This window comes from Sorangium sp. So ce385 (assembly GCF_051474135.1).
Lineage (GTDB): Bacteria > Myxococcota_A > Polyangia > Polyangiales > Polyangiaceae > Sorangium > Sorangium cellulosum_D.
Genome location: NZ_CP150337.1, coordinates 4,434,816 through 4,454,446 on the forward strand (window position 1 = coordinate 4,434,816; position 19,631 = coordinate 4,454,446).

15 protein-coding genes are annotated in these 19,631 nt (G+C 70.6%); 5 read left to right on the forward strand and 10 right to left on the reverse strand.

Features of this window, described 5'->3' with window-relative positions; all coding sequences use genetic code 11:
• Nucleotides 1-74 precede the first annotated feature (74 nt).
• The gene (locus tag WME83_RS16440; protein ID WP_437320229.1) at nt 75-1,094 is read right to left on the reverse strand and encodes a hypothetical protein; all 1,020 of its coding nucleotides are present in this window, start codon (nt 1,092-1,094) and stop codon (nt 75-77) included.
• A gap of 108 nt (nt 1,095-1,202) precedes the next feature.
• On the reverse strand, nt 1,203-2,801 hold the full coding sequence (locus tag WME83_RS16445) for an FAD-binding protein (RefSeq protein ID WP_437320230.1): 1,599 nt from the start codon (nt 2,799-2,801) through the stop codon (nt 1,203-1,205).
• A 40-nt stretch (nt 2,802-2,841) separates the two neighbouring features.
• On the opposite strand from WME83_RS16445, the gene WME83_RS16450 reads away from it, so the two are divergent.
• Together WME83_RS16450 and WME83_RS16455 are read left to right on the forward strand one after the other, a co-directional pair.
• The gene (locus tag WME83_RS16450) at nt 2,842-3,117 is read left to right on the forward strand and encodes a hypothetical protein (RefSeq protein WP_437320231.1); all 276 of its coding nucleotides are present in this window, start codon (nt 2,842-2,844) and stop codon (nt 3,115-3,117) included.
• A gap of 305 nt (nt 3,118-3,422) precedes the next feature.
• Nucleotides 3,423-7,568: a TOMM system kinase/cyclase fusion protein gene (locus WME83_RS16455; protein WP_437320232.1), complete on the forward strand. Its 4,146-nt coding sequence runs from the start codon at nt 3,423-3,425 to the stop codon at nt 7,566-7,568.
• Here the strand turns inward: WME83_RS16455 and WME83_RS16460 are convergent.
• From WME83_RS16460 to WME83_RS16475, 4 genes are all read right to left on the reverse strand, one after another.
• Nucleotides 7,535-8,386: a sphingomyelin phosphodiesterase gene (locus tag WME83_RS16460; RefSeq protein ID WP_437320233.1), complete on the reverse strand. Its 852-nt coding sequence runs from the start codon at nt 8,384-8,386 to the stop codon at nt 7,535-7,537. The two genes, WME83_RS16455 and WME83_RS16460, sit on opposite strands and share 34 nt — an antisense overlap.
• Nucleotides 8,387-8,942: 556 nt before the next feature.
• Nucleotides 8,943-9,071, reverse strand: a complete 129-nt coding sequence (locus tag WME83_RS16465; protein WP_437320234.1) for a hypothetical protein — start codon at nt 9,069-9,071, stop codon at nt 8,943-8,945.
• 1 nt (nt 9,072) lies between these two features.
• Entirely contained in the window at nt 9,073-9,510 is a 438-nt protein-coding gene (locus WME83_RS16470; RefSeq protein WP_437320235.1) for a hypothetical protein, read from the reverse strand.
• 22 nt (nt 9,511-9,532) lie between these two features.
• On the reverse strand, nt 9,533-10,174 hold the full coding sequence (locus WME83_RS16475) for a hypothetical protein (protein ID WP_437320236.1): 642 nt from the start codon (nt 10,172-10,174) through the stop codon (nt 9,533-9,535).
• A 1,319-nt stretch (nt 10,175-11,493) separates the two neighbouring features.
• Between WME83_RS16475 and WME83_RS16480 the strand changes: the two genes are divergently transcribed.
• Complete coding sequence (locus WME83_RS16480) at nt 11,494-12,060, forward strand: RNA polymerase sigma factor (protein WP_437320237.1); 567 nt, start codon at nt 11,494-11,496, stop codon at nt 12,058-12,060.
• A 99-nt stretch (nt 12,061-12,159) separates the two neighbouring features.
• On the opposite strand, the gene WME83_RS16485 is transcribed toward WME83_RS16480, so the two are convergent.
• Nucleotides 12,160-13,038, reverse strand: coding sequence for a PAS domain-containing protein (locus WME83_RS16485; RefSeq protein ID WP_437320238.1), 879 nt, complete (start codon nt 13,036-13,038; stop codon nt 12,160-12,162).
• A 901-nt stretch (nt 13,039-13,939) separates the two neighbouring features.
• Nucleotides 13,940-14,101, reverse strand: coding sequence for a hypothetical protein (locus WME83_RS16490; RefSeq protein ID WP_437320239.1), 162 nt, complete (start codon nt 14,099-14,101; stop codon nt 13,940-13,942).
• 136 nt (nt 14,102-14,237) lie between these two features.
• Between WME83_RS16490 and WME83_RS16495 the strand changes: the two genes are divergently transcribed.
• Nucleotides 14,238-15,419, forward strand: coding sequence for a glucuronyl esterase domain-containing protein (locus WME83_RS16495; protein ID WP_437320240.1), 1,182 nt, complete (start codon nt 14,238-14,240; stop codon nt 15,417-15,419).
• Nucleotides 15,420-15,439: 20 nt separating this feature from the next.
• On the forward strand, nt 15,440-16,492 hold the full coding sequence (locus WME83_RS16500; RefSeq protein WP_437320241.1) for a hypothetical protein: 1,053 nt from the start codon (nt 15,440-15,442) through the stop codon (nt 16,490-16,492).
• A gap of 67 nt (nt 16,493-16,559) precedes the next feature.
• Here WME83_RS16500 and WME83_RS16505 read toward each other — a convergent pair whose 3' ends face one another.
• Both WME83_RS16505 and WME83_RS16510 read right to left on the reverse strand, forming a co-directional pair.
• A complete protein-coding gene (locus WME83_RS16505) occupies nt 16,560-17,363 on the reverse strand; it encodes a TIGR02569 family protein (protein WP_437320242.1) in 804 nt (267 codons plus the stop codon).
• A 187-nt stretch (nt 17,364-17,550) separates the two neighbouring features.
• Nucleotides 17,551-19,518, reverse strand: a complete 1,968-nt coding sequence (locus tag WME83_RS16510; RefSeq protein WP_437320243.1) for a RecQ family ATP-dependent DNA helicase — start codon at nt 19,516-19,518, stop codon at nt 17,551-17,553.
• Between the last annotated feature and the right edge of the window lie 113 nt (nt 19,519-19,631).

The following is a 19,631-nucleotide window of genomic DNA, read 5'->3' on the forward strand; positions in this document are numbered from 1 at the left end:
CTTGCGCCGCCTCGCCATCGCGTCGGTGTGCGACACGGCGTCGCCACGCCTCGCCGGCGGAGGCGTCACGTCCGTCACGCGGCCTTCGCCGTCGCCGCTTCCTCCCGTGCGTTCGCGTCCGTCGAGGACCCTTTCGGCCTCTCGCCCGACGCGGGCGAGAGGCGTGCTTCGCCGTGGAGGACTGTCTGCGACAGCTCGTCCAGCTGCTTCGCGATCGCGGCCACGTCGCCGCTGCGCGACATCTCTCGCTGCAGCTCGGCGAGGCTGGCGGCCATCCTCATGCGCCCCTGCAACTCCTGCAGCGCGAGCCGCGCCTTGAAGGCTTGCTCGTGCGCGGCGGTCGCCTCCTCGATGCCTCCTCGCAGCAAGGTCTCCACGGCTTCCACCATGCGGTTGAGCAGGCGGTGCACCGCCGACGACGAGAATCCGCCGAGCAGGGCCAGGGCGGCTGCGCTCAAGTGCTGCTCGGATGCGATGGCGTCGGTCCCGCTCATCGGACTGAAGCCCACGTTGAGCAGCGTGGCCAAGGTCAGGCCCGCGATGATCCCGATCATGAACCGTGTCCAGTAAGCCCACTGATAGCGGGGATCGAAGGTCCCCGTGCGCAGATCTCGCTCTATCTTCGAGAGCCCCGCGAACGACGCGCCGAGGCCCGCCGCCGAGAGGTAGAACAGCTCGTTGACGAGCAGCGGTATGCCCGACGCCTGAAAGATGTTCCCGTATTTCGAGGAGTTCGTGTACTCGGACAAGCTGAGGCCGATGAAGGAGACGAGCGCGATGACCCCGGCGGCAGCCATCGAGCCCACGATGGGGAGGAACCGGCCCGCCGCGCCGCGGCGCCTGGTCAGCGCTCGGATCGCGGACGGGTGCGCGGGAGCGATGGCGTGCGTGAGCGCCTCATGGGCCTCCAGGAGCCTGGCGATCTCCACCCGGCTCCCGTGCTCGTCGAGCGCGTCGAGCACGGACAGGACGGAGCGGGGCAGCTTGACTCCCGCGGAGAGCGCATGCCTCGCCATGTCGTTCACGTCCTCGGCGAGCTGATCGCGGAGCAAATGCAGGGGTGGAACATACGGGTGTTTGTCGGCAGCTGTCATGGGACCATCCATGGTATTCCAGGCGATGTTGGCATCACTCGAGGCGTCCGATAGAGGGCTCGTGCGTCTCCTCGCGCCCGCCGCGCCGGCGGCGTCGAGCCGTCGAGGTCACTCGTAGACGCCGAGATCAAGGGCTTCGGTGAGCTTGTTCGAGAACATGCGGCGCGCGCTCTCGTCGGGGAGGAGCTTCTTCCGCGCGGCCTTCCATCGCGCGAGCCGGCCGGTGTGCTGGTACTGCGCGAGGACCTGATTCCGCGCGGCAGCGAGCTCCGCGTCCCCGAGCCGCGCGTCCTCCGCGGCGATGGGCCGGACGGGCAGGCATTGCCCCCAGTGGAACGTGTGCGGGATCTTCGACTCGCGCAGCCTGCGCCAGAGCTCGCGGAGCGCGTCCTTGGCTCCCTGCGTCGCGGTCATCGGCGTCTCGATGACAGCCGTGACGGGCTCGAAGAGCGTCCAGCCCAGCGTGGCCCGCGTCTGCTTGACGTATCGGAGCGCGTACGCCCCGTTGAAGCTCGTCTTCTTCGCCACGTCGAATGCGATATGGAAGAACCTCCCGAGGTCGCTCGGGTGCAGGCCGATCTCCGTGCTATAGCCGTCGACCACCGCCCGGTCCATGTCGATGCGCTTCTTGGTGGGGCCGAAGATGTTCTGGGGCAGGTCGACGAAGGAGCGCTGGTCGAGGGGGAGCATATCCCTGATGTTCTTGCCGATGACGCGCCCGAGCTCGCGCTGCGGGAGCCCATGTACGCCGTCGCTGAGGACGTTGAGGGCGCTCAGCAGCCCGGTCATGCTCCACTTGTCGGGGCCCGGCGAGCGCGGGTCCGTGTCGTGGGGGACCTTGTCCATGTAGCGCAGGTAGGCGTGCTGTGTGTATGGATTGACGATGACCTCGAAATGGAAGAGCTCCCCGAGGTCGGAAGCGAGCTTGAGCTTCTGCTTGAGGTTCGGGAAATCGGGTTTCATGATATTCGCCTCGAGATCCTCGTACTTCCAATCGGCGGCGAACACGCGGAGCTTGTACTGCGGCACGCAGCGCAGGACGAACGCGTGGATGATACCGAAGCTGCCGAACGAGACGAGGGCCGCGGCGAAGAGCTCATCATCCTGCAAGAACTGACTGACCCCGAGCTCGTCGCGGAGCTTCTGGGTCGATATGGGATCGTTCGCTCGCTCCAGCCACACGCTGCCCGAAGCGGTGAGCAGGTGGATGGCAACCACGTAATCCGACATGGCGCCCACGTTGAACGCGGACCCGTGCGTCCCCGTGCTGACGGCGCCCGCGATGGTCTGCCCCTCGCTGGCCCCGGTGGTGGGGAGCGCGAGGCCCTTGTTGCCGAGTCTGTCGTGGAGGTCGCGGATGCGCGCGCCGCACTGCGTGAGCACGAGCTGGTCGGGGTGTTTCGCCACCGAATCGTCAGCTGACAACCCCACGTTGATGTTATTGGTCTCGATCGTGTTCACCATGTAGTCGTTGCAGACGGCCGATTCCGAGAGTGACCATGACCCGCCGTATGCGCGGATCTTCCGGTCCTCTCTCGCGGCGTTCGCGATCAGTTCCTGGTATTGGCTCACCGTCTCTCTGAAGTAGATGCTACCACTTGTGCTCGATACATATGGTTTGCAGATCCCTCGCGGCTTGATCTGGATGTTGCCGAAAAAATTGATCCATTGCTTGCTCGGCGCGATCACGCCGTTATTGGTCTTCATGGTGTGCCTCCGCGGTCAGTCTATGTCAACGTGGTGGTGTGTGACGGCGCAGTCCCAGTTGATCATCATGGGCACGACGGTCCCCAGGGAGATGGTCGAGATCAGAATGAAGCCCATGTTAGTGCTCGCCGTGACCCGGCTGGGCGGCGCGTCGTTCGCGCACGAGGGCGGCCCGTCGTCCCCTGGTTCGTTGACGTTCACGGCGCTGGTCTCGATCAAACCCCAGAACAGCGACCATGAGGTCGCCGTCCGCCCGCCGTCCTGGGGCGTTATCCCCGGATCGGCGTTGCCGGCGTTCGAGATCACCGCGGCGTGATAACAACCAGTCATCGAGAGCCCGAGCAGCAGGGCGAGGCCTCGGCGCATGCGCCGGTGTCGCGAAGCGCCCGGTGGGCGAGATCGAATTGCGGTCATTTCTTCCTCCAACACAAGGACGCACAGGACATCGCTTCCGCGTGGACCTGCTCCAGAGACAAGCGCGCGAGGCGCGGCTCCCCGCCCACGGCACCCTCGCCCGGCAGGGACCGTCCGCCGCGCGTCCTTCGCCCCGCACATCCTTCACGCTCCGTGCCAACCCTGATAATGTCATGGCGCCCACGACGGGCTGAAAGGTCGAGAGCGATGACTGCGCGAGCGGCAAGTGAAGCGGCGCTGGAACAGTCCCTGCGCGGGCGCTACGAGCTGTGCCGGAAGCTGGGGTCCGGCAGCTTCGGCGACGTCTACGAGGCGCTTCAACGCACGACCGGCCAGAGGGTGGCCGTCAAGGTGCTGCGGTGCCCCGACGGCGAGCCCATGGCGCGCCTCAAGCGGCTCATCGCGCGGTTCGAGCGGGAGATGCAGCTCTGCGCGCAGCTGCACCACCCGAACATCGTCCGCCTCCTCGACTCCGGCCATGCGGGTGAGCTCATCGTTTATTCGGTCTTCGAACTCGTACCCGGCGAGAACCTCGCCGCGATCCTCGCCGCCGAGCGGCGGCTGCGCCCCGCCGAGGCGCGCCACCTGCTCGTGCAGGTGCTCGACGCCCTCGCGTGCGCACACGCGCAGGGCGTGGTCCACCGCGACCTCAAGCCCGAGAACATCATGGTCGTACCGACCGGCGCGCGGCGGAACGCGGTCGTGCTCGACTTCGGCATCGGCGCGTTCGCCGAGGGCACACGTAGCGGTGAAGGCCGCATCACCCGGACCAACGAGTGGCTCGGGACGCCGGTCTACGCCGCCCCCGAGCAGCTCCGCGGCGAACGGCCCGAGCCCCGCTCGGATCTGTATGCCTGGGGCCTCGTCTTCCTGGAGTGCCTGACGGGCGAGCGCTCCATCCGCGGCGGGAGCCTCGCCGACGTGATCCACAAGCAGCTCTCGTCGGACCCGATCCCCGTCCCGCCGTGGCTCGCCGCGCACCCGCTGGGGCGGGTTTTGCGGCGCGCCACGGAGAAGGACCGCGCGGCGCGCGACGTGACCGCCGAGGGCCTGCTCGCCGAGCTCGAGAGCTGCGATGTGCGCGGGCTCGAGGCCCCCGCCGGCGCGGCTGCCGAGGCGATGTTCCTGGCCGCCACGGTGACGCTCGACGTCGCGTCCGAGCAGAGCTCGTCTACCCCCGAGCGCCCGCCGTCCCTGACGAGCGCCCCGTCCGCGGGCGCTCGTCCCCAGGAAGGTGAGCGCCGCCAGGTCACGGCCGTCTGCTGCACCCTCTCGACAGCGGGCGGCAGCTCGGGGGCCGACGACATCGAGGTGCTCGACGCGATGCTCGCCGCGGAGCAGAGCGCGTGCGCGGCGGTCGCGCGGCGCTTCGGCGGTCACGTCGGAGGCGCGCTGAGCAACACCGTGCTCTTCTTCTTCGGCTACCCCGCCGCGCGCGAGGACGACGCCCGGCTCGCGGCGCGCGCGGCCCTCGCCATGGTCGCCGCGGTGGGCGAGCGCCGGGCGCAGACCGCGCCGCGGAGCGGGGCCCAGGTGAACATCCACGTCGGTATCCACACTGGCCTCATGGTGCGTCGCGACGGCGCGCCGCTGCCGGGCCTCGACCACCTCGGCGGCGCGACGTCCCAGGCGGCCGCCCAGCTCGCCGCCCTGGCGCAGCCCGGCGAGGTGCTCGTCAGCGGCGAGACCCGGCGCCTTCTGCGGGGTCAGTACACGTTCGAGCCGCGCGGCGCGCCCGTGGACGCGGGAGCGCGGTCCGACGTCTACCGCCTGCGCGAGGGCGCCGAGGGCACCGGGACGAGCGATCTGCCCCTCGCGGGCCGGCGGCGCGAGCTCGAGGCGCTGCTCGAGCGCTGGGGCAAGGTGCGTGGCGGCGCGGGGCAGGCCGTCCTGCTCACGGGAGAGCCGGGGATCGGCAAATCACGCCTCTCCCGCGCCTTGCGCGAGCGGCTCCGCGGCGAGCCGCACACCTATCTCGAAGGGCGCTGCGCCCCCGACACGACGAACAGCCCGCTCCATCCGTTCGTCGGCGTGCTCGAGCGCCTCATCGATCCCGAGCGCCAGCGCTCGCCCGAGGCCCGGTCGGCGCGGCTCTCGGCCCTGCTGTCGGAGCACGGCTTCGCGCTCGACGCGGCGCTCCCGCTCTTCGCGCCGCTGCTGTCGTTACCGCTGCCCGCGGGGTGCGCGCCGCTCGCGGTGCCGCCGCAGAAGCAGCGGGAGATGACCCACGACGCCGTGCTGTCCTTGCTCGTCGAGATGGGCGAGCGCGTGCCCGTCGTGCTCCTCGTGGAGGACCTGCACTGGGCCGACCCGAGCACGCGCGAGCTGGTCGCAGCGCTCGTCGGAGAGGCCGGGTTGGGCCGCGTCCTCGCCCTGTTCACCAGCCGGCCGGAGTTCTCGCCGCCCTGGTCGCCCTCGGCGGCGCTCACCATCCAGCTCGATCAGCTGGAGCCCTCCGACGTCGCGCAGATGACGGCGGCCCTCGCGGGAGGTCGCGCCACGCCGCGGGAGCTGAGCGAGCACATCGCCGCCCGCACCGATGGGGTGCCGCTCTTCGTGGAGGAGCTCGTGCGGACGATGCTCGAGTCCGGCGCGCTGGTGGAGCGGGACGGCGCCCTCCGCCTCGCGCGCGCGGCCGCGGATCTGGGCCCTCCGAGCACCCTCAGGGACCTGCTCACGGCGCGGCTCGATCGGCTGGACCGGGCCAAGCAGACGGCCCAGGTGGCCGCGGCGATCGGACGGGAGTTCAGCTTCCAGCTCCTGCGCGCGGTGCTCCCGATCGAGGAGGAGACGCTCCGCGAGCACCTCGACGCGCTCGTCGCGGCCGACCTCGTCCATCGCAGGCGGCGCCTGAAGAACCCGGCGTACACGTTCAAGCACGCGCTCGTGCAGGACACCGCCTACGACTCGATGCTGCGGGACCGGCGGCGCGAGATCCACGAGCGCATCGCCCGCGCCCTCCAGCGGGACTTCCCCGCGGTGGTGGACGAGCACCCCGAGACGCTGGCGTGGCACTTCGAGCGGGCCGGGCTCCACGACGAGGCCACCGCGCATTTGCTGCGGGCGGGCCAGCACGCCTTGCGCCGCTCGGCCTATGTCGAGTCCACGACGCTGCTCTCGCGCGGCCTCGAGCTCGTGGCGCGATCGGCGGGGGAGGCGTGGGCGCTGGGCCGCGAGCTCGAGCTGCGCGTGGCGCTCGCAGGGGCGCTCGTGTCCTCGAGGGGATACTGTACGACGGAGTACGAGGCGAACGGGCTGCGAGCGCGTGAGGTCTGCCGCGAGCTCGGCGATCCGCCCGAGGTCATCTTCGTGATCTATGGCCTGTGGGCCTTCCACCTGGTGCGCGGCGACGTGCAAGAAACCGAGCTCTACGTGCAGGAGATGCGCGAGCTCGCGGAGCGCTGGCGATCTCCGGAGGCCCTGCGCACCAACTACTACCTGACCGCCACGACCGCTCATTACAGCCAGCGGTACGACGAGGCGCGGGAGTCGTTCCGCCGCGTGCTGTCGCTCTACGACCCGAAGATGCACGCGGACATGGTCCGGACCTACGGCGACGACCACGGCTTCATGGCGCAGTGCTACCTGCATCTCAACCCGCTGATCCTCGGCGACGTATCGGAGTCGCTGCGCCTCGAGGAGCAGACGCGCGCGCTCGCCCAAGAGCTCGCCGACCCGCTCGTGCATATCATCGCGAGGACGTTCGAGATCAGCAGGTGTTACCTGCTCCGTGACGACGCGGGGCTGGCCGCCAAGGCCGAAGCGGCGCTCGCGTTCGACGCGGTGCACGGATGGTCGGCGTACGTAGACATCGCGCACGGCCTGGTCCTCGTTCGACGAGGGGAGACGGAGGCAGGGCTCGCGCAGCTGCGCGCGGGCTTTTCCAGCCTCGAGCGGGAGGACATATGGGCGAACCGCTCGCATTACACGCTGTATCTCGTCGAGGCGCTCCTCCTCTCGGGGCACGTCGACGAGGCGCTGCAGCGCATCGACGCCACGGTCGCTGCGGCTTCTGGCAAGATGGACAAGTCCGGTGTCCCGACGCTGCTCCGGGTGAAGGCGAACCTCCTGGCCGCCGCCGGCGACATCGACGCCGCCATCGCCGGCTACCGGCAGGCGCTCGCGCTTGCGGAGGCCCAGTGCAGCCGCTGGGTGGCGCTGGACATCGCGCTCCACCTGGCGCGCGCCCTCGCCGACGCGGGGCAGCACGACGAGGCGCGCGTGCGCCTCTCCGAGGCGCTCTCGTATATCCGGGGTGCGGAGGGCTGGCCGACCTACGAAGACGCCGTGGCGCTGCTGGCCGCCCTCGGCGAGGGGGATCACGCGAAATCGAAGGAGGCGCCGACCGCGTAGCGATAAGACAGATCCTTGCGGCCTTCCGAGCCGTCCCAGCCTGCGCGGCGGAAGATGATGCGCTCCCAGGCGCCCGTCACAGGCGCCTTTCCCTGCCGCACGAGGATGTAATCGAGCTCGGCGACGCGCCCGGTGCGGTCGATCGCCAGGTCGTTGCGCCGGATGTCGTCGTCGAGTGTGATGCGGTCCTCGGGGCCGTTCTCCGCGGCGAAGGTCGCGAGCATCTGCCGGTACACCTCCGTCTCGGCGGAGGCCTCCCCGGCGCGGCGCGGGGTGGAGAAGTCTCCGCAGAGGAACAGCGGCGCTTCCTGGCTCGTCGCCGGACCGATGAGCTCGCGTGCGATCTGCTGCATCTGCTTGTTGCGGACCTGCTGCTTCGCCGGTTGGTAGCCCGGGTCGTCGTCCCCTTGCAGGTGCGTCGCGATGATTTGGAAGGCGCGCCCGTCGACGGCTCCCTTCAAGAGCATGGCGCCCTTGCGGGACATGATCTCGGCGCCGAAGGCCACGTCGTCGAACTGAATCTCGTGGTGGTCGGAGAGCGGCAGCCGGCTGAGCACCCACACGCCGCCGTTGATCTTGACCGAGACGCCGGAGCTGTTCACCGGTCCATAACGGTACGGGTAACGCGCTTGGAGCTTGCTCTCCAGGACGCCGCGCGCAGCGCCGTCGAACGCCTTCTCGAGGCACAGGATGTCGAAGTCGCGGCCGAGCAGCTCGTCGGCGATCGCAGCCGCCCGGGCCTTGTTGCACGGGCTGATGTCGTGAAGCAACCAGGGCATCATCCAGATGTTCCAGGTGAGCAGGCGGAGCGTGGGCATGGTCAATCCACTCGCTGGAGGTGGGTTTCGGGGTCCGAGCGGCCTCGCTAGCCAGGATCGTGCCGAGAGCTGCGCTCCAGGCGTCCGGCTTCTTCATTGGCAGGGCCTGCATCCTGTACGTCGACATCCTCAGGGGGCGTATCCGGTGGCAAGAGCGCGCACCTCGTGCGTCCCGCCGGTGACGAGGGCGACATGGAGGGCTGCGGCATGTAGCCTCCACGAGGACCCTGCTCGCCATGGTCATCGAGGTCACTGCATCGTCCGGCGGTGGCCGACTCCGTGCGGCGGGGCGACCAGGCCGGCATCAGGTGTCCGGCTGAGCACTCCGGGGCGAAGCGCGGCCGCGTCCTCCGGGAGCGGGAGCGGGAGCGTGAGCCGGCCGGGCGAGCGCGCGGGCAACTTGTTGCCGGCGGCCGGCGACTATTTGTCCGGCAACTGCAGGCCCCGGCAAAGATTTGCCCGGCAGGGATCGACGAGCGCGGGGCCGCAGGAACCTCCCGCGCCGGGCTACGCTCCAGGCAGCGCCAGGCGTATCGAGGCCCGAGTCCGGCCCTTGCTACAAGGCCCGTATCCAATTGACCGCGCGCACGGCGTCCACGAAGCCGAAGCCCATGTCGAAGTCGAAGCCCGGGGCTCCGGGGACCGGCCTGGGACCGATGTCGCCTCCGAAGTTCCGCAGCCGCATGTCATCCGCGGTGACCCTCAGCGCCAGACATATGGTAGAAGACCAGGTCCATGTCGCTCCGCGAGCCACGCTCGCCATTGGCCGAGATCGACGGTTGATCCCAGTTGAACGGCACCACCACGATCGTGCCCGCGCTCGCCGAGACACGCTGCAGGTCGTCGACGCCCGCACCCGGATCGAAGTCGTGACGCCGCCCGTCGGACGGACCGAGGCGGCCGGCGTCGTGAAATCGCGCCTCATAGGAGTGGCGTTCGGCATTGCCAGCGGCCGAGGCGCGTAGGTAAAAGAAGCCGGATCGCAGCGCGAGGAAATAGCAAACCGAAATGGTGGGACCGCGAGCGTCGTGATGGCTCGGTCCTGGGTCGAAAGAGCGTGGTCCGGGCGGCGCCGAGCGCGCTACGAACAACGCGAGCGTGCTGCTGAAATAGGGCGACGGCACGTTCGCCGGCGCGCGTAGCTCTTCAGACCGGCTCGCCGGCGCCGTCGGCTGCCGCGCCGGTCGCCGGCGGGGCGGTCGGCGCGGGCGGGGCGCCGCTCGTGGCGTCGTCCTTGGCGTCGCCCTTGGCGCCGCCCTGGGCGCGCCGCGCGCCGGCCTCGCGGTGCACGTCGAGCGGGCGGAGGGCCTTCCGGACGGCCTCGACGGTCGCGGGCTCGTCCTCGTCGACCATGGCGGCGACCTTCGTCGCGTAATTGACGATGGCCGTCTGGATGGCGCGCACGTGCGTGGCGAGGTTCGATGTCGCGGCGGCCTCCTTCTGGAGCTTGTCCCGCACCATCGCGTCGTAGCGCGGCAAGACATTGCCGATCTGCTCGAGGAACTCGGGCCCGGCGAGCGCGTCGATCTCCGGCTTCAGGCCCGCCTCCTCGATGTGCGCGAGGATGGATGCCATGACCGTGTTCTGCACGGAGTACTCCGCCGTGAGGAACGAGAGGCCGTCATCGCCGAAGAGCTCGTTGACCAGCTCTCCGGCGCGCCGCGCCTGCGGGAAGCGCGCTTCGGGCAGCATCGAGGTCGCGATGAGGCGCATGCGCAGCGCCCCGAAGCTCCCGTCGGCCTCCCGGTCGAGCCCCCGCACGTCGTCCTCGGAGAGGGCGCCGTTCACCCGGCGGCGCGCGGTGAGCGCCTTCTGGCCTGCCTCCCCGGCGGCCTTCGCAGCGAAAGCTGCCGTAGATGCTCCACGCCGCCGGTAGCTCGCACGACGCGTCCGGCGGGTCGCACAGGCAGGCAGGGCATGGGCGCGGCGCCCCCGCCGTGAAGTCCGCGCGGCCTTCGAAGGCGACGATGGGCGCCGCGGCGGGGCAGTCCGGCGCTCGGTCCTCCGGGCCGATCCAGAGCAGCGCCGGCTCGGACCAGCCGAACGGCTCCCTCGGCACGCATTGCCCCGGACAGGCCGCCGGTGTGCCGGTGTCGAGCTCGGGGACCGTCGCGCTGTCGAAATCGGCGCCGGCATCCCCGTCCGCGCAGGCGTCGCCTGCGTCAGCACCGGCATCGCCGCACGCGTCGGCGCCGTCGCCGCCATCCACGGGCTCCTCCGTCACAAGGCATGGATGGTCGTAGAACCCAGGCACGGGATCCCAGGGGCAGTCCCATGCCTCTTGCGCTCCGCAGCCACCAGCCCAGATCCCCAGCACGACGGCCGTGGCGCCCGACCCCATCACCATCCCGCCCGTCACCCGTCGAGCCCATCGCCTCATCGTCTCACCTCGGTCACTCCGCGGCGCAGCCGTCGCGCGCGCAGCGCTATGGCGCGAGCGCCTCGGCAGGGAACCACATCAAGAAGGACGCGAGAAGCCCCCTCAGGCTCATGGAGGCTTGCGGGGTGATGGTGGCTCGCGGGGTTACGTTCCGAGAATCATCGTTTCTTTCTCAGGATCTCCTGCGCAAGAAAATCGTGTGCCGCCCGCTTCAGCGGGGTGAACCCCGGTCACAGGAAGCCCCCATCGCACCGAGAGCCCGCGGCAGGCGCATGGGCGGCCGGTCCCCGACGGGCCTGGTCGATTTCGCAACGGAACACGGAGACGCCACGTAATCGATAGGCGGGCGTCGGCGAGCGAGGCGGCTGCAAGCGCAGCCGGCGGACCGGACGGCCCCGGGCCTTCTTTTTTCTGCCCCACGTACGATTTCGCCACAATCCAGCCCGCCTCGCGGGAAGAAGCGGCGATGACGGAGCCTCAACCCCCTCGGCCTCCGCTGGCCCCCGTCCACGACGCCGACCCCGGACCGGCAGCCGACGCCGGCTCGAGCACTCCCCCCGAGATCGCGCTCAATCCGTCACCGCGTCTGGGTCACGCGCGTGAAAACGAGCGTGCCTGATCGATTTTGCAGCGAAGCGCGGGGGCTCCGGGGAACTCGCGCGCATGGACGCGTCCTTCGAGGAGCGGCGATGGCTCGCCGTAGAGTTCGACACCGGCGTGCTGCGGCGTGCCGCCGGAATACCCACTCTCCATCGCGAACGCTCACCCCGCGGTCTCGCCGCCCATCGAGGCCCTCGTCGCGGAGCGGCGCCTGATCGCGGCCGTGCTCGTCGCTTGCGGCGTCCACGCGCGCGATTGTGAGGATGTGCTCCAGAACGTGCTCATGGCCGCCTGGAGAGCCGTCCAGGAGGGCAGATACCGCCCTGATCCGCGGGCCGATCCGCGCCGCGCGCTCCAGGGCTGGCTGCGCGGCATCACGTGGCGGCAGGCGGGCCATCACCTGGGGCGCGCCCACGTCCGCCGAGAGGTCCCGGTCGACGAGCCGCGCGCGCTGGTCGACGAAGGCTGCGTCGACCTGGAGGAGAGGCTCCTGGCCCGCGCCGCGCTCCGCGCGCTCGTCGAGCTGCCTGCGCACCACGGCGAGCTCCTCCTCGCCGCGGCAGGTCCCCAGACCATCACCGCCTACGCCAGGGCGCACGCACTGAACCCGGCCACCACCGCCCGAAGGCTGCATGTCGCCCGAGAGGCGCTCGCCGCGCGGATCGCGCGGGGAAGGAGCGGCCGCCGAAGATAGCGACTTCCTGAGCTCCCGCCCGTTCGCCACCGAAGCGGGGTGCATACGCCCGAGCGGCTGGACCCTGCCCGCCGGCCGGGCGCGGACGGGCCCGCAACATCACCGCTCCCTGGAGGTGGCCGCCTTTCTGGCCGCGACGATCCGGTAGGACAGGCGGCCGAGCGCATACTCGAGCCCGCGCTCGAGGCTGCCGCGCGTGGTGATGCGGCCGAGGTCGACGTCGAGCCCGACCAGCGTCTGCGCCGCGGCGGGGCCCATGCCGACGAGCACGCTCTCGCAGCCGAGCAACGCCGCGGCTTGCACCGTGCGCAGCAGGGCCTCGGCGGCCATGGTGTCGACGAGCGGGACGCCCGTCACGTCGATGATCACGAAGCGCGCGGAAGCGTCGCTGATCGCGGCGAGGACGCTCTCGGTGACCTGCGCGGCCCGCTCCTGGCTCAGCGCGCCGACGAGCGGAAGGAGCAAGACGCCCTGCCAGATGCGCACGACCGGCACCGCGAGCTTCTCGAGCAGCGTGCGCTGCGCCTCGATGATCCCGAGCTGCGCGCGATTCTCAGCCTCGAGCCGCTCGGCCGCGACGAGCTTGCCCTTCATGTTCGTGATGTCCGTGATGATGCCGCAGAGCCCGACCACCTGCCCGGCGTCGTCGCGCATGGGGTACTTGCGTGTCCACATCGTCCGCTCGACGCGGTCGCCGCCGGTGACCACCTCCTGGTTCTCGTCGGGCTCGCCCGTGTTCACGACGAGATCGTCGTGCTCCCAGAAGACGTCGACCTGCTCGGCGGGCCAGAACCCCCTGTCGTCCTTGCCGATGAGCTCCTCCCGCGGATACCCGATGAGCTTACAATACGCCTCGTTGACGGCGACCCAGCGGTGCGCCCGGTTCTTGACGAACATGGGATCGGGAAAGGTGTCGATGATGCGCTGGAGCAGCTCGACGCGGCCCCAGGTGAAGGGATCGACGAGGAGGCCAGTCATCGCAACTCCGCTGAAAACATGCGCCCCGATCGTATACCAAGGAACGCCCTCCTGCTCAAGGGCTGCTCCGGCCGCCCGGCAACTTCGGCTTCGCGCTCACCGGATCGAGGGGACGCTCACGCCGAGCGGGTTTCGCGCGCGGACGCGCGCGGACGACAGAGTGATAGGTCTTACCTTTCTGCGGGGCGCCATCGGCGTAACCCGCCGTCACGAGGGCGGCCGCCACCGCGGTGTGAGGGCCGCCGCTCGCGCTCGCCCGCAGGACGTCGTATCCGCTCGCGACGGGTTCGCTGCGAGCGGGCGGGTGCGGGGGCATGCGCGTCGACCTTGGCGGGCTGCTGGCCCCACGTGAGACGCATGCAGAGGGAGGGACCAGCAGCTGGGCTCGGCCGGGAGTGCCCCCAACTTTCGAGGCAAGCATGCTCGCGCCGATCGCGGCCGGCATCGCGGGTGCACCCTCGGTCCCTTGCGTTGCACAAGCCTCCGACAGCGTCTGTGCACGTTAACATCCCTGCAAATGCGATCGCTGCCCCCTATGCCGGCGGGCCAATCACCACGGTGTGGGCAGACAAGGACATCTTTCATCGGCGGCTCGCCGGACGTCTGCGAGAGCTCGATCGTGCATCTCAACACCTTTGCGTAGAAGGCGAAGTCTTCTTTCGTCGTACCGTCGCTGCGCGCCCGGCGCGCTGCGCGAGAAAAGTCCACCTGAGCGGTGCGGCAGCGCGCGGACACTACGAAAGAGACAAAATCGACTTGAGAGGATCGACAAAGTGGGGAATAACCTCGACGGCGCTGGCGGGTCGGGCCCTCGTCCGCCATCCCACCGCCCGACCCCGGCGGGACCCTACGTCACGACCCCCTCACGAGGAGCGTTCAACATGCGTCTACGCACCGCACGTCACACGATCTCTTTGGCCTTGTTCGCAGCGCTGCCTTGGGCGCTCGCCGCCTGCGGCAGCGACGGCGGAGGATCGGATGCTACCGGTTCAGGAGGAAGCTCTTCAGTCGGCACGGGGAGCGGCAGCGGCACCGGAGGGGCGTCGACGGTCAACGGCAGCACGTCCTCTTCGGGCGGTGCCCCGACGGGGACGGGCGGCGGCGCGACGACGGGTGAAGCCAGCAGCGGTGGTGGGGGCCCGGTCGGGACGGGCGGAGCGCCGGGGACCGGTGGTGCCGGTGGCGACGGCGGCAACGCCGTGAGCGCCGAGTGGGGCGAGGTGGAAAACCCGGGTGCCGGGTGCACCGTCGGACCGATGCCGAGCGTCGGCTCGCTCACGGCGAACGCGAAGCTGCCGGACCCCTTCAAGAAGATGGACGGCACCCGCATCGCCGACAAGAGCGAGTGGGCCTGCCGGCGCGAAGAGATCCTCCAGCAAGCCTACAAGTTCATCTACGGCGACAAGCCCGTCCCGGCAGAGGGGGCCGTGTCCGGTACCGTGAGCGCCAGCAGGATCACGGTCCAGGTCAACGATGGCGGCGGCAGCGGCTCGTTCAACCTCACCGTGGACATGAACGGGGCGACGGCGCCCGCCCCGGCCATCATCGGCTACGGCGGCCTGAGCGGCATGCCGGTCCCGAGGGGCGTCGCGACGATCACCTTCACCGCGGTCGAGTCGCAGGGCGGCAGCGGCGCGAAGAACGGGCCGTTCTACAGCGTGTACGGCTCGGACCACCCCGCGGGCTACCTCACGGCGCAGGCCTGGCAGATCAGCCGCGTCCTCGACGTCTTGGAGCAGAACCCCGGCGTCATCGATCCGCGCCGGGTGGGTGTGACGGGTTGCTCGCGCTGGGGCAAGGGTGCCTTCGTCGCCGGCGCGCTCGACAACCGCATCGCCTTGACCATCCCGGTGGAGTCGGGTCTCGGGGGCACGGTCGGCCTGCGCCTCGTCGAGGTGCTCGATAGCTACAGCGGCTCCGAGTGGCCCTATCACAGCATCAGCTACGTCCGCTGGCTCTCGGAGGTCGCGCTCGGTCAGTTCACCACGGGCAACAACGCTGGGGCCGACAACACGAACAAGCTCCCCGTCGACATGCACGAGATGATGGGCCTCATCGCTCCGCGCGGCCTCTACATCGTGGACAACCCGAGCACCATGTACAACGGGCTCGATCGGAACTCGGCGTGGGTCACCGCCAACGTCGGCAAGATGATCTTCGAGGCGCTCGGCGTCGGAGACCACATGGCCTACACGGGCGCGGGGGGGGGGCACTGCACCTGGCGCTCGCAGTACACGGCGTCCCTCAACGCCATGATCGACAAGTTCCTGCTGGGCAAGGACGATGCGGCGACGGGCAATTTCGCCACGGACCTGCCCAACAAGCCGAACCACCTGGACCACATCGACTGGACACCGCCGACGCTCACCGGCGAGCTTTGAGCGGGCGCGGGAGGGAACGCATGAATCATCGCTTGTTCCAATCGCTCGGGGTCGCCCTGGCGCTGACGCTCGGCGCTTGCGGCTCTGATCAAGGTGGTGACGCCACGGGCGGCACCGGAGGTGGCGGCGCCTCGGGCGGCGCGGTGAGCTCGGGCGGCCAGAGCCCCGCGGGGGGCACCGGCGGCACGCAAGCGACCGGCAGCGCCTCATCGGGCGGCGGCGCGGCGTCGACCGGCGGGGCGGGGCCGGGCGGCGGTGGAGGCGGAGCGGCCACCGGCGGAGGGCAGGGGTCGGGCGGCGCGCCGGGCGGCGAGTGCACGCGCGAGCTCCTGGATGGCCTCCTGGACGACTACTTCGCCGCCCTCGCCGCCGGGGATCCTTCCAGCCTACCCCTGGCAGAGGGCGTGAAGTTCACCGAGAACGCCGTGCAGGCCGAGGTCGGCGCGACGGACTTCTGGAGGAACGCTGGGGAGGTGAAGCATTCGCAGCGCGCCCTGGATACCGAGGCGTGCAGCGTCGGCGCTCAGGCGGTGATCCCGGAAGCCGGGATGGATCTCCCCGTCGCCCTCCGCATCAAGGTGGAAGGCGGGGAGATGACGGAGATCGAGACGATCGTCGTCCGCCCGGGCGACTACACGGCGTCCTTCGCGGTCGACTCGGATCCCGCCGCGATCATCGCCATCGCGGACGACATCGGTTGGCACGACGAGGTCCCGGTGGCCGAGCGGGCCACCCGGGAGGAGCTGACGAGCTGGATCGACAAGTACTTCCGCGCGTTCCCCTCCGGCGTCTGCGACGTCACGGGCGCCTGCAGGCGCTTGGAGAACGGCGGCGGCAACTTCTCTTGCCGCACCGGAGCCTCCTGCAACGCGGGCGATCCCGGGGCGGGCGGCACCTTCATCCCGCGCGTCATCCTGGCCGACGAGGTGCGCGGCATCGCCGTCGGTCTCACGAACTTCGACTTCATGACGGACGGGCATCTGGACATGCATATGATCAAGATGTCCGGCGGTCAGGTGCACGCCGTCCACGCCATCCTGCGCGACACGAACGGCATGTCCGGCTGGGAGTGACGGCGACCTCCCTCGCCGCTCGCGTCGAGCGCGTGGCGGCCAGGCAGCCTGCCGATGCGCGAGAGCTTCAGCGGGTGTAGCCGAGCGCCACGTCGATCGCGGTCTGGTAGGCGTCGCGGTGAGCGGCCGTCCAGACCGCGGGGCCGCGGGCGGCGTCGTCGGTGGTGATGCGGTAGATCAGCGCGCGGACGAGCATCTGGCCCCATTCCGGCAGGTGTGCCCACCGCGCGGCCAGCTCGGGCCTGGCGTCGTACCAGCACAGGGCGTCGACCACCGCGACGGCCGCCGCCCACGCCGGTGGTCGCCAGTACACCGGCCAGTCGATGATCGCGGGCGAGAGCCCGTCCGCGAACATCACATTCCCGAGCAGGTCACCGTGCACCACCTGCGCCGTCGACGCGATCGGCCGGCGAGCCTCGAACAGCGCCCCGACCAACTCCTGGTACGCCGGACTGCCGCCCGCCGGCTGCTCAGCCCAGGCCACGCGATCGCCGTACGTCCAGGGATTGTCGCGTACATCCAGGAACGCCGGCCGGGGCAACGCCGCAAGCGTTTCGTGAAACGCAGCCCCGGCCCTCAGCACGTCGTCCGGCCGGCCGACATCCGTCGCGCCGGCCAGCAGCTCGCCCGCTTCCCACCCGTCCACGACCCACGCCCCGCTCCGGGCGCGCACCGGCCGAGCCACCCGAAACCCGAGCCCCTCTGGCAAGCCGGCCAGCACCTCAGCCCGCCACACCGCCTCCGCGACAAACCCGACGGGCTTCAACACCACGCCTCCCACCCGCCACGTCTCCCCCTGCCCACCGGGCAGCAGCACAGCCTCCCCCGAAAGCTCGAAGGCGGCCAACACGGTGTCGGGCGGAGGCTCCATCGCCCGATCGTAGGCCGAAACCCCGGGCGCCGGCCCGGCAGTTTCGACCCGACGTCAGGTGGTCCCTGCCGACGAGCGGCGCAGCGGGCCGTTTCGCGGAGGATCGCGCGGCGCAACGTGGGGCCGCTGCGCAAGTTGAGCGAACGTTGCCCGACCGGCGCGCGCGATGCTCGCTCCCCGGCCTCGATCAGGTCGCCGCCGCGGCGCCGGCGAGGCGGGGAAGCCCGGCGCACCAGTCGAGCACCTCGGCGAACCGGCGCGTGACGAGGACGCCGAAGAGCGGATCGCGCGCGAGCTTGGCGTGGGTGGTCGCCGGGCTCGAGAGGCCGCAGAGGAAGCGCGCCGCCTGGCGAGGATGGCCCAGGGCGCCCGCGTGCGCCGCGCGCAGCGCCGTGAACGCGGCGACGTCGAGCCCCGCCGGCATCGGCGGCGCGTGCGCCGGCTCCGGCAGCGCGACGGCGACGCCGGTGCGGCAGAAGGTGCAGCGCCCGCACGCGGCGTCGAGGCGCTCGCCGAAGTACGCGGCGAGCGCGGCGGCGTGACAGCGCTCCGAGGTGAGCAGCTCGATCACCTGCCGCACGCGCCCGATCTCCGCGTCCTCGCGCTTCGCGAAGCGCGCGAGGAGCTCGCCGACGAGGGCGCCCGCGTCGTCCGTCGAGGCGACGCGCGCGAAGCGGTGCCGGATGTCCGACGCCTTGAGCTCCGCGAGCCCCTGCCGCTCGAGGTACTCGAGCGCGCGCACCACCCGCTCGCGCGGCTGCTCCAGCGCGGCGGCGGCGGCGGCCGGGTCGATGGCGTACAGGACTCGCCCCTTCTTCGCATGGCCGAAGAGCGCCTCGAGGAACCGCGCCGGCTCGCCCTTCACCGACGCGATGACCTCCTCGAGCCGGCGGTGGAGCCGCACCTCGTAGCCGGCGTAGTGCGGCGTGAGCTGCCGGACCGCGCCCATCAGCTCCAGGTAGGTCAGCGCGGTGCGGAGCACGAGCGGCCGGACGTCGTGGCGCGTCCCCAGCGCGTGCAGGGCGAGCTCCACCTGGGGCGCGGCGAGCACGGCGCCGACCACCCCGTGGAGCGCGTCCTCGGTCGGCGTGTCGCCGTAGGCGAAGTTCTCGAGGACCGGCAGATCGTCGCTGCACACGAAGACCTCGACCACCGAATGCGCCTGATCCCTGCCGGCGCGGCCGATCTCCTGACTGTAACTCTCGAGGCTCTTCGGGAGATTGTAATGGTCGACATAACGCACGTCGGGCTTGTCGATCCCCATCCCGAACGCGATGGTGGCGACCACGATGCCGCGGTCGCTCGCCATCCAGTCGTCCTGCACGCGCGCGCGCTCCGCCGCCTCCATCCCGGCGTGGTACGCGCGCGCCGGCAGCCCCGCAGAGGCGAGCTTCTCGGCCACGTGCTCGGCGGTCTTCTGGAGCGTGACATAGACGATGGTGGAGCCGGGCGGCCGGGATCGCAGGCGCTCGATCAGGACCCGGTCGCGCGCGGTCGCGCTCACCGCGGTCGCGCGGAGCTCGAGGTTCGGCCGGTAGAAGCCGGTGATGACCGTGTGCTCCTCGCGGATGCCGAACGTGGCGCAGACGTCGCGCACGACCCCGGGCGTCGCGGTGGCCGTCAACGCGAGCACGCGCGGCACGCGGAGCGCCCGGGCGGTGTCCGCGAGCCTCAGGTAGTCGGGGCGGAAGTTGTGTCCCCACTCGGAGATGCAATGGGCCTCGTCCACCGCGAAGAGGGCTATCTTGAGCTCTTTCAGCAGCGCCATGAACCGCTCGCTCACGAACCGCTCGGGGGCGACATAGAGCAGCTTCGTCTTGCCCGAGCGCAGGTCCCTGTGCGCCTCCGCCGCGTCGTCGGCGGACAGCGACGAGTCGAGCCGGACCGCGGCGACGCCGCGCGCGCTGAGAAAATCGATCTGATCCTTCATCAGCGCGATCAGCGGAGAGATGACGATCGTGACCCCGTCGAGCAGGAGCGCGGGCAGCTGGTAGCAGAGCGATTTGCCGCCGCCCGTCGGGAAGACCGCGAGCGCGCTGTGGCCCGAGAGCAAGGCATCCATGACCGCGCGCTGGCCCGGGCGGAGCTCGCGGAAGCCGAACCGCGCCTGGAGGACGTCGAGCAGATCGGGGCCGGAGGGTGTGGGCTGGTTCAAGGGGGCACCCTACACCTCGCTCGCGCCGAGGAACACCCCGCGGTCGCGCGCGGCGCGCGACGATCGAGGGGGGCCGCTTGCCCCACCGCTGGGGCCGGCCGGCGAGGCGTCCG